Annotated in this window: 16 protein-coding genes; 10 read left to right on the forward strand and 6 right to left on the reverse strand. The window is 50.4% G+C overall.

Going from position 1 to position 16973, the window contains the following annotated elements; genetic code table 11:
• From ATL17_RS06025 to ATL17_RS06035, 3 genes are read right to left on the reverse strand one after another with little or no spacing between them, the layout of a single operon-like run.
• The gene (locus ATL17_RS06025; RefSeq protein ID WP_133571850.1) at positions 1–1479 is read right to left on the reverse strand and encodes a tripartite tricarboxylate transporter permease; all 1479 of its coding nucleotides are present in this window, start codon (positions 1477–1479) and stop codon (positions 1–3) included.
• A gap of 22 nt (positions 1480–1501) precedes the next feature.
• Positions 1502–2080, reverse strand: coding sequence for a tripartite tricarboxylate transporter TctB family protein (locus ATL17_RS06030; protein WP_133571851.1), 579 nt, complete (start codon positions 2078–2080; stop codon positions 1502–1504).
• A gap of 60 nt (positions 2081–2140) precedes the next feature.
• The gene (locus ATL17_RS06035) at positions 2141–3094 is read right to left on the reverse strand and encodes a tripartite tricarboxylate transporter substrate-binding protein (RefSeq protein WP_208111121.1); all 954 of its coding nucleotides are present in this window, start codon (positions 3092–3094) and stop codon (positions 2141–2143) included.
• Between the two features lie 134 nt (positions 3095–3228).
• On the opposite strand from ATL17_RS06035, the gene ATL17_RS06040 reads away from it, so the two are divergent.
• The 6 genes from ATL17_RS06040 (at position 3229) to ATL17_RS06060 (ending at position 8351) form a co-directional block, all read left to right on the forward strand.
• On the forward strand, positions 3229–4002 hold the full coding sequence (locus ATL17_RS06040) for an IclR family transcriptional regulator (RefSeq protein ID WP_133571852.1): 774 nt from the start codon (positions 3229–3231) through the stop codon (positions 4000–4002).
• 6 nt (positions 4003–4008) lie between these two features.
• Positions 4009–4674: an HAD-IA family hydrolase gene (locus ATL17_RS06045; RefSeq protein ID WP_133571853.1), complete on the forward strand. Its 666-nt coding sequence runs from the start codon at positions 4009–4011 to the stop codon at positions 4672–4674.
• Entirely contained in the window at positions 4675–6033 is a 1359-nt protein-coding gene (locus ATL17_RS06050; protein ID WP_133571854.1) for an aminotransferase class III-fold pyridoxal phosphate-dependent enzyme, read from the forward strand.
• Between the two features lie 187 nt (positions 6034–6220).
• On the forward strand, positions 6221–6721 hold the full coding sequence (locus ATL17_RS16985; RefSeq protein ID WP_208111122.1) for a ParB/Srx family N-terminal domain-containing protein: 501 nt from the start codon (positions 6221–6223) through the stop codon (positions 6719–6721).
• Positions 6722–6756: 35 nt separating this feature from the next.
• A complete protein-coding gene (locus ATL17_RS16990; RefSeq protein ID WP_208111123.1) occupies positions 6757–7365 on the forward strand; it encodes a hypothetical protein in 609 nt (202 codons plus the stop codon).
• Positions 7362–8351 carry a hypothetical protein gene (locus ATL17_RS06060; RefSeq protein WP_133571855.1) on the forward strand — a complete coding sequence of 330 codons (990 nt, stop codon included), beginning with the start codon at positions 7362–7364 and terminating at the stop codon, positions 8349–8351. Before ATL17_RS16990 ends, ATL17_RS06060 begins: the two co-directional genes overlap by 4 nt.
• Here ATL17_RS06060 and ATL17_RS06065 read toward each other — a convergent pair.
• Both ATL17_RS06065 and ATL17_RS06070 read right to left on the reverse strand, forming a co-directional pair.
• Entirely contained in the window at positions 8331–9218 is an 888-nt protein-coding gene (locus tag ATL17_RS06065; RefSeq protein ID WP_246028634.1) for a DNA adenine methylase, read from the reverse strand. The two genes, ATL17_RS06060 and ATL17_RS06065, sit on opposite strands and share 21 nt — an antisense overlap.
• A gap of 178 nt (positions 9219–9396) precedes the next feature.
• Positions 9397–9618, reverse strand: a complete 222-nt coding sequence (locus tag ATL17_RS06070) for a hexameric tyrosine-coordinated heme protein (RefSeq protein ID WP_027834795.1) — start codon at positions 9616–9618, stop codon at positions 9397–9399.
• 107 nt (positions 9619–9725) lie between these two features.
• Here ATL17_RS06070 and ATL17_RS06075 point away from each other — a divergent pair, with 107 nt between their 5' ends.
• Entirely contained in the window at positions 9726–10175 is a 450-nt protein-coding gene (locus ATL17_RS06075; RefSeq protein ID WP_208111124.1) for a MarR family winged helix-turn-helix transcriptional regulator, read from the forward strand.
• A gap of 7 nt (positions 10176–10182) precedes the next feature.
• Here ATL17_RS06075 and ATL17_RS06080 read toward each other — a convergent pair whose 3' ends face one another.
• Complete coding sequence (locus ATL17_RS06080) at positions 10183–11928, reverse strand: methyl-accepting chemotaxis protein (RefSeq protein ID WP_133571856.1); 1746 nt, start codon at positions 11926–11928, stop codon at positions 10183–10185.
• A 776-nt stretch (positions 11929–12704) separates the two neighbouring features.
• Here ATL17_RS06080 and ATL17_RS06085 point away from each other — a divergent pair.
• From ATL17_RS06085 to ATL17_RS06095, 3 genes are all read left to right on the forward strand, one after another.
• Positions 12705–13832, forward strand: coding sequence for an ABC transporter ATP-binding protein (locus tag ATL17_RS06085; protein ID WP_208111125.1), 1128 nt, complete (start codon positions 12705–12707; stop codon positions 13830–13832).
• A gap of 85 nt (positions 13833–13917) precedes the next feature.
• A complete protein-coding gene (locus tag ATL17_RS06090) occupies positions 13918–15045 on the forward strand; it encodes an extracellular solute-binding protein (protein WP_208111126.1) in 1128 nt (375 codons plus the stop codon).
• A 98-nt stretch (positions 15046–15143) separates the two neighbouring features.
• Positions 15144–16808, forward strand: coding sequence for an ABC transporter permease (locus tag ATL17_RS06095; RefSeq protein ID WP_133571858.1), 1665 nt, complete (start codon positions 15144–15146; stop codon positions 16806–16808).
• Positions 16809–16973: the final 165 nt, after the last annotated feature.

Consider the following 16973-nt stretch of genomic DNA (forward strand, 5'->3'; position numbering starts at 1 on the left):
TTAAGTCCTTGGATTTTTAGCGCGAAATAGCGAATAGAAATGAGCCACCAGCACAATCACGATGATGCCGAAAAGCACCTGCGCCACGGGCCGCTCAATAAAGTCGAAAACCGTCTCAACCCGTGCCATGCTGGTGCGGAATTTCACTTCCATAATGCCGCCGAGCACCATGCCGAGAATGATCGGCACAATCGGCAAATTCAACCGCTTGAGCATCAAACCAAACATGCCAAAGGCCGCCGCAATGGCACAATCAATGATTGAGTTACGTAGTGAAAAGACGCCGACAAAGCTCAGCACCAAAATCACCATCCCCAAAAAACGATTGGGAATGCGCACCACTTGGGTGAGCCATTTGGTGGTGCCCAGCAAGAAGGCAAAGGCCAACACATTCAGCACAATCAATGCCAGATAAAGGCTGAGAATGAAGTCAAAATCGTTGGCGAACAATTGCGGACCAGGAATCACATTGTGCACATAAAACACCGCCAGCATCATCGCGGTCAGCGCCTCGCCCGGAATGCCCAATGCCAAAAGCGGGATCATGGCCGCAGCAGGCACGGCATTATTCGCCGCCTCAGATGCCACCAAGCCCTCTGGTGCCCCTTTGCCGAAATTCTCACCATTGCCAGATGTTTTGCGCGCCAGCGAATAGGAAAAGAACTGGGCCAGAAACTCGCCCACACCGGGGATCATGCCCATCACCACACCGAAACCGGCAGAAGGCACAAAGATTTTCGGCATCCGCAGCACTTCCCGCAGCCCGTCAAAAAGCTTACCCACTAAAGCAGGCGGTTCATTATGCTCATCTTCGCCCACCAGCAGCAAAAACGCCTGTGACAGCGCGAAAAGGCCAAGCACCACAACAATCAAATCGATACCAGAAGCCAACCAAGGCTGATCAAAAGTGTATCGCTGGGTGTAGCGTATGGATTCCAATCCAATGGTGTTGATGAAAATACCCAAACAGAGCAACGCGCCTGCCGCCAAGGCTTGCCCACGATGGGTCACCACCACCAGCACCATGCCCAACAGGGCCGCGAGGAAAATTTCGCGCGAACCAAACATTGGCGCCACCGCAGCCAACACGGGCGACAGCAACATCAAGGCGATGATCGAAATGATCCCGCCGCAAAAGCTGGCACCAAACGCCAATGACAAGGCCCGTGCGGCCTCGCCCCGCTTGGTCATGGGGAAACCATCATAAGTGGTAAGTGCGTTCACCGCTGTACCCGGTGCGTTGACCAAAATGGCCGGGATCGCCCCGCCATACATGGACGAACCATAAATGCCCAACAAAAGGGTCAACCCCACAATCGGCTCCAGCGCAAAGGTCGCCGGCAGCAAAATCGCGATGGCGATGGCTGGCCCCACCCCCGGAATAGCGCCAATAATCACGCCGCCGACCGAGCCAACAAACAGCGCAATCGCCACATCAATCCGCGCCAGCGCGCTTAAACTTGTCAATAAGAGTTCCACAAATCGCCCCTAAAACCCGAACTCATAAATATAGAATGGCAAAGCCGCGCACCGCCGCAGGCAGATATTCATAAAGCGCCCCACCAGGTATTTTCACCTGCAAGAAGCTCTTAAACACCACCACGATCAAAAGCCCGGTCAGCGCCGCAAGCAGATAATATTGGCCCGCGCGATAGCCCAGCCGCCAAGTCATCAGCAGCAGAAAGCCGATGGTGGTGGGCAAATAACCCGTCAGCGGCACCAAGCTCACATAGGCCATAAACCACAGCACATATTCCGCGGCTTTCAGCCACACCAAGGCTTCGGCAACAAAGCCCGGCGCTTGCAACCCATTGCGGTGAAACCAAAATTGCAGCATTTGGAAAAAACCAAAGAACAACATGCCGACAATGCCGATGGCAGACCAAAGACCCGGCTGTTTTTCCAATGGCAGATTGTCAAAAAACTTGGCCTGCGCCCCCAATTGGCTGGCCAAAAAAATCGCCACCAAAAAGGTGCAAACGCCAAACCAAACCAGTGCCGAGCTGTAAGGCGAAACAAAATAATCCTCGACCCTCTCGGCCCGATTAGATTTGCCGCCAATCTCATTTTCTTGAATCATGGTTAGATCAAACTCACCAATATGATTTGGCCGGAGCAAATTGCCCCGGCCAAATTCAACCTATTCTTCTGCAAAGCGAGCAACCGTGTCTGCCACCGCTCGATCTGCTTCAATCCGCGCAGCGGCCTCTTCAGCGCCTTGCCAATAAACACCGGCACCAGTTTCTTCAGCCAGCTTTTTCGCGGCATCGCTGGCCAATGCCTTTTGGGCTGCGGCGGCAATTTTCTCGCGCACATCTGCTGGCGTGTCCTTATGCACAAACAAGCCATTCCAAAGCGCGATATTGAGCGAAGGCTCAAGCTCACCAACGGTTGGGCTATCTGGCACCAACGGAATGCGATCCGTGGTAACTGTCGCCAACACATTCACCTTGTCGAGACATGGCAAAATCAACTGCAAGGTGGTGTTGATCACATCCGCATCGCCGGAAGCCAAAGTGTTGCAATCCAACGCATCAAACGCAGCATTTGAATAGAATTGCACGCCACGCTCTTCACCAAGCGCCATCGTCACCTGGGTTGGGATCAGGAACGAACCGAAATGACCAAGCAGCAATTTATTATCTTTAGAAAAGGCGGCCAGCTCATCAACATTTTGATATGGCGCGGCTTTTGAAGACGCAATCACGAACGGATAGGTCAAAAAAATGCCAACGGGCTCAAATGGATCTGGCTCCAACGCTGGAATGCCCACATAGGGGCCAACCAGCGGAATATCCACCACGAATGATCCGATCGTATATCCATCAGCAGGCGCTTGCGCCACTTCTGCTGCGCCAGGGAAAGGTCCACCGCCGCCACCGGGCTTGTTCACCACAGCTGCGGGCACGCCATACATAGTTTGAAACTCTTCTGCGATCATGCGGGTCAGCACATCTTCCAAATCCCCAGGTGGGAATGGCACCACAAATGAAACAGGTTTTTCCGGATATTCAGCCATGGCTGGCGTAAGTGCAGCCATAATGGTCGCCAGTCCCAACAGGACCACCGAGATAAGTGAACGGATCGCACGCATGATTTCCTCCCTACAGCGTTCGAAATTCTACCCATGGTTCATTATTATCACCATCGGCACATTTAATGGTTGCATTGTGAACCGATCTGAGTCAAGATTTTTATGAACATGTGAAGCAATTGATTTTTCGCCTTATGAAAACTGTAGATAAAGCCATGGGCCTTTTGAGCCATTTTACGCCCACACAGCCAGAAATTGGCTTGTCGGAATTGGCGCGCCTTGCCGATTTGGACAAGGCGACCACGCGGCGTATTCTCAAATCCCTGATCAAGCATCACTTCATTGAGCAAAACCAAATCACCAAGGCCTACAGGCTAGGCAGCGGCTTCCTACATTTGGCGCGGGTGCGCGAAGCCACCACGCCGATCACCGCTATTGCCACCCAAACAGTAGATTGGCTGTGCGAAATCACCCATGAAACAGCACACGCAAGCGTGGCCGGGCCGAGCGCACTGATCACCATCGCACATAAGGAGCCGCACCGCGGCACCGTGGTGATGATTGACCCGACCGAGCCGTTGCCCTTCCACGCAACGGCGTCCGGCATTGCCTTTTTGGCCTTTAATGAACCTGATCTGATGGAAGCTGCACTGCGCCAGCAATTGGGCAAATACACCAAATTCACCGAAACCGACCCAGACGCGATTCGCCAGCGGGTACTTAAAGCCAAAGAAGATGGGTTTTACCTCAACGAGCATGGCTTTGAATCAGACGTTGCTGGCCTTGCCATGCCCTATTTTAATGCCGATGGCTCCGCCGCAGGCGCCATTGCTGTGGCCATGCCCATCACCCGCAAAAGCGATGAGTTGGTGACCAAGGTCAAACGCAACGTGGCCGCCGCCTCCGCCCGCATCACCACTGCGATTGGCGGCGTGCTGCATCCCAATGTTCAAAAACTCATTCGATAGGTGACTATGACTGATCGTGCACTGGTTTTGGATTTTGGCGGCGTCATTTCCCGCACCATGTTTGAAACCCACCCCCTCACCGAAAAAGCCCTCGGCCTCGCGCCGGGCACGCTCACTTGGCAAGGCCCGTTCGCGCCGGAAACGGATGAGTTGTGGCAACGCATGCAGCGCGACGAAATCACCGAGCGTGATTATTGGACCATCCGCGCCAAAGAAACCGGCCAATTGGTGGGCAAAGACTGGTCGAAAATGTCAGACTTTGTTGTCGCCGCCCGCGCTGCGCACCCGATGGAAATCATCCGCCCGGAATTTTTGCACACAATTGAAACCGCCAAAGCAAATGGCGTGCGCCTGGCCATCCTCAGCAATGAGCTGGACTTGTTTTACGGCGCTGATTTTAAAGACAAACTGTCCTTCATGGCAGATTTCGAATGCATCGTGGATGCCACCTATACGGGCATTTTGAAGCCCGATCCGCGCGCATATCAACTCATCTTCGATCAAATGAACATTGCCCCCGCCCATTGCGTGTTTGTGGACGATCAGCGCCGCAACATTGAAGGCGCGCGCAAGGCGGGCATGAACATTGTTCATTTCGACGTGCAACACCCCAATAAAAGTTACGCCGAAGCGCTTACAAAGCTTGGCATATCAGCCGTTCAGGAGGCCTAGATGCTCGATTCCAACTTTTTGAAAGAAAACAACGCCAAACATATGTGGCACCCTATGGCCCACCCGGCCGATATGCGCAACAATCCGCCGAAAATGATCCGCGGCGCCAAGGGTGTGGAAATCACCGACATTGATGGCCACACCACGCTGGATGCGGTGGGCGGCCTGTGGAACGCCAATTTGGGCTATTCGGTCGACAGCATCAAACAGGCCATGACAGAGCAATTGGCCGAACTGCCTTATTATTCCGCCTTCCGCGGCACCACCAATGATAAGGCGGTGGAACTGTCCTTTGAGCTGAATGAATGGTTCAAACCAGAAGGCCTTACCCGCGCTTTTTACACCTCCGGCGGTTCTGATTCCGTTGAAACCTGCCTGCGCCTGGCACGGCAATATCATAAAGTGCGCGGCGAAGGCGAACGCACCAAATTTATCAGCCTCAAAAAAGGCTATCACGGCACCCATTTTGGCGGCGCGTCCGTGAATGGCAACGCCAATTTCCGCCGCAATTATGAGCCGATGCTGGCGGGCTGCTTCCAAATCGCTGCCCCATGGACCTACCGAAATCCATTCGGCACCGACAATGCAGAAGAAATCGCCAATCGCTGCATCGCCATGCTGGAAGATGAAATCGCCTTCCAAGGCGCAGATACCATCGCCGCCATGATCATGGAGCCGGTGCTCGGCGCTGGCGGGGTGATCGTGCCGCACAAAAGCTTTATGCCCATGGTGCGCGACGTGTGCGACAAGCACGGCATTTTACTGATCGCCGATGAAGTGATCACCGCCTTTGGCCGCACAGGCGATGTGCACGGCTCGCGCCTCTGGGGCGTGGCACCAGATATGATGTGCACCGCCAAAGCCATCACCAATTCATACTTCCCGTTCGGCGCGGCCATGATGGGCGAAAAAGTGGTCGAAGCCTTCGAAAGCAATAAAGACGCTGTGGGCAATATCGGCCATGGTTACACCTATTCGGCCCACCCGGTCGGCTGCGCGGCGGCCCTCGCCACCTTGGCCGAAATCAAAAAAGCCAAAGTGTGGGAAAACGCAGAAGCGCGGGGCATAGAGCTGCAAAACGGCCTCGAGCAACTGAAAGAAAAACACCAGATCGTCGGCGACACCCGCGGCATCGGCCTCATGGCCGCCATCGAACTGGTTGACGACCGCCCCACCAAAACCCCCGCCTCAAAACCAGCCATAGCCGCCGCCTTCGACGCGGCTTACGAGGCAGGCGTAACCATCCGCGTCTCCGGCAACAATATCATCCTGTCACCGCCACTGGTGATCACGGCAGATGATGTAACCCGGATGATTGGGGCGTTGGATAAGGGGCTGGCCGCTGCGGCGAGTGTATAGGGGTGTTGTTTATGCATTTGGGAGATTGGCGCTGCCACTAATTTCAGAATAGAACTCAATGGAAGTACGGAACGTTCAGCATTCGAATTACAACAACGCCTTTACTATTATTTGTTTTTTTGTGATACCGTGCCATAGGGGTAATCTCTTTCAGAGAACAGCAAATTTTCACAAGGAAGTATTTCTAATGGACTGGGATAATATCGCACCAGTGCGGCAATCCACAAAAGTCGACGTAAATCTATTGGATTTCGACTGTGACAATCCACGCTTTACGCCTGACAAACAGCCTAATGGAAAAAGCGATGAAGCAATTATCTCAAAGCTTGCAAGCAGCGCAGATTTAGCGGAACTAGTGCAGTCGATTTCAACTAGCGGCTACATAAACATTGAGCCCCTGATCGTCGTTCTAAGGGACGAGAAATTAGTTGTACTAGAGGGGAACAGACGTCTCGCCGCGCTGAAAAGCCTATTAAACCCTGATCTCGCATCAAAAGCCAAATTGTCGGTCCCTAATTTCAGTAATGAAATTAGATCAACTCTGCTTAATATTTTGGTTTATAGAGTTGAGAGAGAAGAAGATGCACGCGAGTTAATTGGGTTTAAGCACATCAACGGCCCCAGGCTTGGGATGCTTATGCAAAAGCAACATTTGCCGCACGCTGGCTCGATTCACAACGAGGCTTGACAAACCCGCTTTCACTTCAAGACATCGCAAATCGCATGGGAGACAAACACGCAACTATACTTCGTATGGTTACTGCATACTATGTTCTACAGCAAGCAGAAACAAATGAAGTTTACAGCGTAGATGACCGTTTCAAAAGATCTTTCAGTTTTTCGCATTTATATACTGGCATCTCTTACTCTGAAGTAACCGACTTTCTCGAGATGCGCAGGCCTTCACGTGATCGCGACCCTGAACGAGAACCTGTTCACAAGAATAATTTTGAAAAACTCCGAAAATTACTTGTGTGGTTGTATGGGTCAAAAAGCGAAGATGTGTCGCCGGTTGTCAAAAGCCAAAATCCAGACTTAGGTAAGTTGAAAGAGGTACTCAGCGATAAGCAAGCCACCAAACAATTGGAAGCAAGTGGCGATCTTAATGCAGCGACAATTACCGCGACACCAATTGACGTTAGATTCTCCAGACACTTGTTTGTTGCAACCGAGGAATTACAAAAAGCGCTCCAGTCATTAGACGGTTTCGATCCAGAGACTCAGTCTGAACTTCAGTCCGTCGCAGAATCAGCCGTTAAAAGAGCTAACTTGATTCTAAATACTATCAATTCAGTAATTGATTCACTTGAAAAAAGCAGCACCGAGAAATGAACGTTGAACCGACTGCGACTCCAAGTTTAAGTGATGACGAAGTTACGCTGACAGATTGGCTTGAGCTAAATGCTTTCTTCAATGAATTTCACGTGGCACGATTGGACACAATTGACGCAATTTTGGGTGAGCAAGCTGAAGAACATAATGACGATTTTGGCGAATCTGATCGGGATAAGGAACGCATCCGCGAAAGCATTGAAAACGAGATAGATGAACGTATTAAGGGATGCGAAGGTGCGTATCCATTTGAGTTAAGCAATGATGGCGAGGAACTTACGCTCAAAGAAAACTGGCGTGAAGATACTTACGGTTTCTACATAGCTTGTCTTTTGACGACACATTTATCGAAAAAAAGTCTGCTCGATTACGACGTGCAAAGTCAATTAATACAAATACTCCGAAATAGAATATTTCAAGTGATCTCAGTATTTGCTATGGCAGGATGGAACAATGGTTCAGCAGCCAGCATAGGTTGGCCAAGAAAAAATGGTAATACGATTCTCGAAACGCTCAATCGCGCCGCACATAGAGGCGCTGGAATTGATCCGCGTAAGGCGCCTGGAAAATATACAGCCCCTTTAGAGAAAGACGGGGGCATTGATGTTATTTCTTGGAGTGTAGAGGATCGCCCTCCTCCCACTAGGTTTAGCTATGGTCAAGTTGCAAGTGGAAGAAACTGGAGAGGCAAACCTGTCAGCGTGCATGTAAGGACATTTGAACAGAATTATATCGATATGAGACATTGTGGCGATGTAACTTCTGCAACGCTTATCCCCTTTCGAATTATTGATGTTAAAACTTGGATGAGCGAACATACATCACACGGGACCATACTTGATCGCACCCGCATACCTAAATATGCAACTAAGGCGATACAGATTCTTCAAAACGGCATTGAGTTTGACGAAGCAAATGGCCTTCCAGAGATAGCTGATTGGATTCAAGCGATGCGAGCGGATGGGTTAAACCCGGGAGGCAGGTAGAACTAATATTTCGCTCTCTTTTCTTTTAGCTTGCAAACTGTAATTTACAACGATCTCTGACAAATCCTCACTCGCATATAATGCTCTGATAAGTGGGTGGTTATCATAAGTAAGAACCCAATTAGGCAACGTTCTATTGATTAGAAGATCAGATAAAGCAATATGCTTAGCTTCATTCATGCCATTGAGGTAAAGCCTACCGCCTACTTTGACATACGGTGGATCAATAAAAAACAGAGTACTTTCTAAATCGCATTTTTTTGAAAATGAGTTCAATAAGCTTAATGCATCATTATTACTTATCTCAATGCGCCCCCGTTGAGATGAAAGCCACTTAATTTTATTACATAAGCCTGCTTTATTAAAACGTGCATCAAGTTTCCACTTGCCATTTTGCGCATAGCCCCCAATTGGGCCTGCTCTTTCAATAATCCCTGAACGAGTAGTCCGATTCATATAAAATGACGCGAATCCTAATTCGAAACTATAGCCAGTTTCATCTAAATTATTGACCGTTTCCCTTTTTAAATGCCACTCTTCTAGATCCAAACGCGCGCTCTGGATGGCATCTAAAAAACGGTCACTCTCAGTAATCATCGCCTTCCAAGCTGAGTATATACGTATATCCGCATCATTTAGGTGAAGCTGATCAACCGCGCCAGTCTTTAACAAATTTATTGCTGCTCCTGCCCCACCACAAAATGGCTCAACAAATAGTTTTTCACCATTCGAATTCATCGCTTCTAAATGGCGCTTCAGATAATTCGTCATGAATCCTTTACCGCCGGGATACCTAAAAGGTGACGCAGCTGTCTGCGTGCTCCAAGCGTCACCTTTGGTTATATCTACAACGGGCAATTCAGGCAAAGTCACGTCCTTTTTGGCTCAGCCTTACACACTTTTTTTAAAAAATGCTATTCAATACTCAGCCAAACTCAAGATTTCAAAACAAAAATGCTGAGTTTCACCGCGATGTGAAACTAGGTTTTTGTCCAGTTTTGATCTCTGCAAAATATATCCCACTAAATCTAACACATCACCACAATCACCGCCAATAATCATTAGCCGCAGCAACGGTCTGAAAGTTCGTTGCAACCACTTGTGAGGCCAGCGTCAAACTGTCAGCACTGTTCGCATAATCGTCGCGCAGTTTAGTGCGGGTGGCGTCGTCTGGCTGGGTTTTCTTCACCGCCATCCGCGACAGTTTAATCGCCAGCTCAAAACCTTCTTCTGCAGTTTCTGTTTTCAAATTCGGCAACCAGCTCATCTTCCTTCTCCATTTGTATCGTGCACGATATAATTTGACAGTGTTGATGAAATGTCATGCCCATGTCAATAATAATATCGTGTGCGACCAAATTTAAGGACATCAGGATGACAATGGAGCAATTGCCCACCCGCGCTGAGGATATGTTCTGTTATGGGGTGTACACCGCGTCCCACGTCATCAACCAAAGCTACGCGCCGCATCTGGCGCGGCTTGGGCTCACCTATCCGCAATATATAACCCTCACCCTGCTGTGGGAGCGCGATGGGCAAAAGGTCACCGAACTGGCCAAAATTTTGCGGATGAACACAAACACCCTCACCCCGCTGCTCAAGCGGCTGGAGGCGCTGGGGCACATCAAGCGCACCCAAGGCGATAAGGATAAACGCCAAATCATTGTGCGCCTCACCCCTGCCGGGCGCGCACTGCAAGATAAAGCGCCAGACATCACCGCCTGCATGGTCAACAACACATCGTTAGACCATGCGGAACTCAATGAGCTGCAACGCCTTTTGAAAAAATTGACCAACGGGCTGGAAACAGCCCGTCAGAAGTAATCTGGATTTAAGCCGATTTGGTGATCCACGCCGCGGCACTGTCATGCATCGGCATTTCAGCTTCGCCCTGCACCGCCCGGCTTTGCATCATGTCATCAAGCCGGAAAATTTCGACAATTTTATCCAACCCAATCGCCTGATTTTCCGTTTGCTCAATGGCCGCATTGGTTTGCTCAACCAGTGCCGCATTATGCTGGGTCATCTCATCCATTTGCCGCACGGCCAAATCCACCTCCTCAATGGAAGAGGCTTGCGATTTGCTCTCCGCCGCAATCTCATCCATCAGCACAGAATTTTCGCGTACCGCATCCAGCATCGCCGTCAATTGCTTGGCCGCATCAAACACCAATTGCGAGCCGCTGCCCACTTCACTGGCCGATTGCTCAATCAATTGCTTCACCTCGCTCGAGGCTTCTGCCGCAGATTGGGCCAAGCGGCGCACTTCCACCGCCACCACGGCAAAGCCTTTGCCCGCCTCCCCGGCCCGCGCCGCCTCAACCGAAGCATTCAACGCCAGCAAATTGGTTTGAAACGCAATATCGTCAATCATGCCAATAATGTTGGAAATTTTCTGGCTAGACGCAGTGATCCGCTCCATAGCCTGGTTGGCCTTGGTCATCACCTCGCCGCCCTCTTCCGCGCTTTGGCTCACCGCCCGCGATTTCGCGCTGGCATCGCCCGCCTTTTTCGCGTTCGCCATCACCGTGTTGGCCAATTGCTCCATCGCCGCCGACGTTTCTTCAATTGTTGCCGCTTGCTTGGTGGTCCGCTCGCTCAAATCATTCGCCCCAGACAAAATTTCACCAGTGGCATTTTTCAACCCGCGCGATGTGCTGCGCAATTTGTGGATCACCGCCGAGAACCGATCCAACGAGTCATTATAAGCCTCGCGCAGCGCCTCATAATCACCAGTGAATTTAGTGGTGATCTTGCCCGTCAAATCTCCATTGGCCAGCGCCGCCAAACTATCGCGCAACTGCACAATAATGCCTTCGGAGACCTTGCGCTCGGTAATGTCAGTGGCAATTTTCACCACTTTGATCACCCGGCCATTCATATCAAAAATTGGGTTATAGGTGGCTTGAATCCAAACCTCCTTTTTGTTTTTGCCATAGCGGCAAAACTCAGCGGATTGAAAAGTGCCATCTTTCAGCAATTGCCAAAATTCTTGATATTCAGCACTCTGCGCAAAAGCCACATCCACAAACATGCGGTGATGCTTTCCCAAAATCTCAGCTTCGCTATATCCCATCACACTGCAAAAATTCTCATTCGCCGCCAAAATCTCACCATTGGGCGTAAACTCAATCACTGCCTGAGATTTTGAAATCGCCGCCAGCTTGCCCTTCGCCTCCGCATCCTTCAGCTTCCGCTCCGTCACATCCGTGGCAATCTTCACAATTTTATACGGCACCCCGTCCGATTTACACACCGGGTTATAGGACGCCTGAATCCAGATTTCCTTCCCGTTCTTGCCCAGTCGCTTATATTCAGCCGCATCAAACTCGCACCGCGCCAACCGCTCCCAAAACTCATGATATTCCGCACTCGCAGCATATTCGGGTTCAACAAACATGCGGTGGTGCTGCCCAACAATCTCGCTAAGCTCATACCCGACCGTATCGAGGAAGTTCTGGTTGGCTGTTAAAATGGTGCCATCTGGCGAAAACTCGATAATGGCTTGAGATTTTGAAAAGGCTGCAAGGGTTTGCTGTGCATCATTCACTTTTTTAGGGAATGGAAGTAGAGACATTTCGCGCTCCAGTGGCGGCAAAATGTTTGGAGAAGTGCCGCCTAATTTTTAAAAATGACATTAATTAACACCCTTCTTTATACGCGAGCTGCTTTAACAAGCGCTTAAGTCTCCACACGTAGATCCGCATATCGATCACTTTTCGAAAACACACCCTTTGTTCGATTTTGGCCAAAGATGCAAAAAACACAGTTTAAAATTGTGAAAAAATCGCGACAAAAATGCAATTTTCAAAACTTCAAATAATCTACATATTTTTACAGTAAAAACATGTAACTTCGCTAAAATTACCTAAGAATTATAGCAGAATTTTCTAAAATTTATACTTTCTCTAAAATCTGAAATTTGACCAAATGATTCAGATTTTTCGCTATAATATCAGCATCATATGCAATCAATTCTGCAAAACGGTTGCATATTACTCAGTTTCCGTATATTCCACTGTCTTATTGATTATGAAAAAAATGCGCGAAACAAAATTTCGACCTGCAAGCCCGTGGCACACGTGCATCCTGCACCAAGCCAAATCGGGCACCTTCAATAATCTCCAAAATTTCATCGCTAACCGATTGAGTTTGCAGCGCATTTCGCGTCTGCAGCTCCTCGCATCCATGCGATTTTCACCATCATCGAACAGAACGATCTAGGGACGGGCCAAGTGAACAACACTTTGTCCGCACAGGACAATTTTGTCGAACAGAACCGATTGATGGGCTGGCCCAGCCAAATTGGCCCGGCACCAACGCAAAGCCAGAAGCACATCAACAACATCAAAAATGCTTGGAATATCAGGGGGAAACACAGTGGCTGACACTGCATCAAATGACGCATTCGTCGAGTTTGAACGGGTGCAAAAAAGCTATGATGGGGAAACCTTGGTCGTAAAAGACCTGAACCTCACCATGCCAAAAGGCGAGTTTTTGACCATGCTCGGGCCATCAGGTTCTGGCAAAACCACTTGCTTGATGATGCTCGCAGGTTTTGAAACCGCGACCCACGGCGATATCCGGTTGGGCGGTGAATCCATCAATGGCATTCCCCCGCACAAACGCGGCATTGGCATGGTGTTCCAAAACTATGCGCTGTTCCCACATATGACGATTGCAGAAAACCTCGCCTTCCCCCTTGAAGTACGCAAGCTTGGCAAAGCTGAACGGGAAGAAAAGGTAAAACGCGCCCTCGACATGGTGGAAATGGGCGATTTTGGCGGACGCCGCCCGGCCCAACTATCTGGCGGGCAACAACAGCGGATCGCGCTGGCTCGGGCGTTGGTGTTTGAACCTGAATTGGTGTTGATGGACGAACCACTCGGCGCGCTTGATAAGCAGCTGCGCGAGAAAATGCAGTTCGAAATCACCCACCTCGCCCACCGCTTGGGCATCACCACCGTGTATGTGACCCACGACCAAACTGAAGCCTTGACCATGTCTGACCGTGTGGCGGTGTTTGACGATGGCCGCATTCAGCAGCTTGCTCCACCAGACAAATTGTATGAGTCACCGGAAAACAGCTTCGTGGCGCAATTTATCGGTGAAAACAACACGCTTGAAGGCGTGATCAAAGAGATCAAAGGCAACACATGCGTGGTGGAACTCGATGATGGCGAAATCATCGATGCGGTGCCCGTAAATGTGAGCAATGTAGGCGATCGTACCCGCGTGTCCATCCGCCCGGAGCGGGTTGAATATAATGCGGACCGCTTGGACCCAGAAGCCCACACGCTGAAAGCTGAAGTGCTTGAATTTATTTATATGGGCGACATTTTCCGCACACGTTTGCGCGTGGCGGGCAATGACGAATTCATCATCAAAACCAGAAACGCGCCAGACCAAGTTCGCCTGAAACCAGGTGAGCACATCAAAATCGGATGGTTGCCTGAAGATTGCCGCGCTCTAGACGCGTAGCGAACCAGGTTTGGCAGGAACAGAACTGGCCATGCCCGGGGTCAGTTCTCACGGTAAGGACCGGGCATATAAAAGGGAGATTTCAATGAAACTCGTAACGAAACTCATGACTCCACTGGCTGCGGCAACGGCGATTGCGGCGTTGAGCGGTGCAGCTGTGGCGGATGATCATATGAGTTCAGATATGACAATCGTAAGCTGGGGTGGCGCATATCAGGACAGCCAAATCAAAGCTTATGCTGACCCATATTTGGAAATGAATGATGGCGTATCCATCACTTGGGACGAAAGCTCTGCCGAGGCTGTTGCGAAAATGCGCGCCATGAATGAAGCAGGCAACGTGACCTGGGACTTGGTGGACGTTACTGCTGCCAGCGCTATGCGCCTTTGTGATGAAGGCTTGGCCATGGAAGTTGACCATGACGAGATTCTCGCTGCTGCGCCTGATGGCACATCTGCAAGCGACGACTTTGGCGACCTGATTGTAAGCGACTGCTTTATCCCGCAAATTGTTTATTCAACAACAGTGGGCTACCGCACTGACCTTGTGCCTGAAGGCACACCAGAGCCAAGCAACATTTGTGACCTGTTTGACCTGGCAACATACCCAGGTAAGCGCTCACTTGAGAAACGCCCAATCAACACAATGGAATGGGCTTTGCTTTGTGACGGCGTTGCAAAAGAAGACGTTTATGACGTTTTGGCCACTGAAGAAGGCCAAGAGCAAGCATTGGCGAAACTCGACACCATTCGCGATGAAGTGATCTGGTGGTCAGCTGGCGCCGACACACCACAGCTTTTGGCTGACGGCGAAGTATTTATGGGTTCAACATATAATGGTCGTTTGTTCTCAGCCATCGTTGAGCAAGACCAGCCAATCGGCATGTTGTGGGACGCGCAAGTGTTCGACCTTGACGGCTGGGTGATCCCTGCTGACTTGCCTGAAGAGCGTTTGGCACGTGTGAAAGATTTCGTGAAATTTGCAACTGACACTCAACGTCTTGCAGACCAAGCGAAGTACATCTCATACGGTCCTGCGCGTGAATCTTCAGCTCCGCTTGTTGGCAAGCACGCTGAATTGGGCATCGAAATGGCACCACATATGCCAACCGATCCAAACAACGCACAGAACACATTCTTGTACAACTATGAGTTCTGGGCGGATTACCGCGACGATATTGACGCCAAATTCCAAGCTTGGTTGGCTCAATAATCCTTTAGAAAAAGGGGGGCAGCCCTGCCCCCCTTTTTCACCCAATAAGAATAACCAAAGAATAGACCGACTAACGGTAAAAATTCTCGGGGGGCGCAATGAGTGACACGACACAAGAACCAATGCTAGCGGCAGATGGCCGACCGCTAAAGCAGAGCCTAGCGCGGGCATTGCGGCGACAAAAATTAAGAGCGCTAATGCTAATCGCACCGCTGCTCATTTTTGTGATGGTCACCTTTATCATCCCCATTCTCTCAATGCTTTTCCGCTCGGTGGAAAATGAGATCGTGTCCAACACTTTGCCGCACACAGTTGTTGCGCTGCAGGAGTGGGACAGCAGCACCGGCGAAGCACCAGACGAAAATGTTTTCCGCCATCTCTATTTTGATCTGTTCAAAGCTTCAGAAGCCAAAGAACACACCAAACTAGGCACACGGCTGAACTACGAAAGAACTGGCCTATCCTCTGTTTTCCGTACCACCGGCCGTCGCCTAGACGATATGGGTTCAGACTTTCAAGATCCGCTTGAAGATATAAATGAGAACTTCAAAGAAGGCGCCTTCTGGTATGAAATGCTGTCTGGTGAAGGCGGTGAAGAGCTGCTGGAAAGCCGGCGCGCTTTGTGGGCCCGCCTAACAGGCGAAAGCATGGCCGGGGATATTGGCTTCACCCCGTCGCCTCAAATGGCAGACATGCTGCCATGGGCTACCCGTGCTTATACTGATTTCGCCATCTGGACTGTGATCGACGACCAAGATGTGGTTGCCGAAGAAGACCCATGGGAGGCCGTTTACGCTGGCCTTGCGCAAGATCTTCAAAGCGAGCAAACACAAACAGAGATCGCTGCATATGATGGCCCGGGTGCACAAGCCCTGAAAGACGCAGTTGCCAACTTGGATCAACTGCCCGAGGTCAATTTTAAAGCCGCCTTTATTGACGCCAAAGAAGATTGGGGCACAACCGATCTTTGGTCCACAATGCAGGTCTTCTCATCGAACTATACCACTGGCTATTTCTTAAATGCGGTGGATTTGGAGCTCACTCCAGAAGGCGTGCAAGCGAAGCCTGAGAACCAGCAAATCTACATGCAGTTGTTTATGCGCACTTTGTGGATGGCATTGGTCATCACAGGCGCCTGCATTCTGCTCGGCTATCCTGTGGCTTGGCTTTTGGCCAACCTGCCCATGCGCACTGCCAACACTTTGATGATCTTGGTGCTGTTGCCCTTCTGGACCTCATTGCTGGTACGCACCTCTGCTTGGAAGGTACTGTTGCAGCAACAAGGGGTGATCAACGACATTTTAGTGTGGTTGGGCTTTGTGGGAGACGCCAACCGGCTGATCCTGATGAACAACGCCACAGGCACCATCATCGCCATGACGCACATCTTGCTGCCCTTTATGATTTTGCCGCTTTACTCGGTGATGAAAACCATTCCGCCAAGCTATTTGCGGGCCGCTAAATCATTGGGCGCCACGAACTGGACAGCTTTCTGGCGCGTTTATTTCCCACAATCTGTGCCGGGCATTGGCGCGGGCTCAATTCTGGTGTTCATTTTGGCCATTGGCTATTACATCACCCCAGAAATTGTGGGCGGCACCAGCGGCATCTTTATTTCCAACCGCATTGCATACCACATCTCCAGCTCACTTAACTGGGGCCTCGCTGCCGCACTCGGCACAATCTTGCTGGTTGTCGTGCTTGTCTTGTACTGGGCTTACGACAAGATCGTGGGCATCGATAATGTGAAGTTGGGAGGCTAAGCAAATGAGCGTATTAAACCCAAGCATCAAGCGTCCTAACCTGTTTAAATTCACCGTGCCCATGGTGGCAGCTTTCGGCGCTATTTTCGGCTTCATCACTGGCAACATCTATCATCAACCACTGATCGGCCTGTTTGCAGGCGTAATTGTCGGCGCACTGTTGGC

The sequence above is a fragment of the Maritalea mobilis genome, assembly GCF_004363175.1.
GTDB lineage: Bacteria > Pseudomonadota > Alphaproteobacteria > Rhizobiales > Devosiaceae > Maritalea > Maritalea mobilis.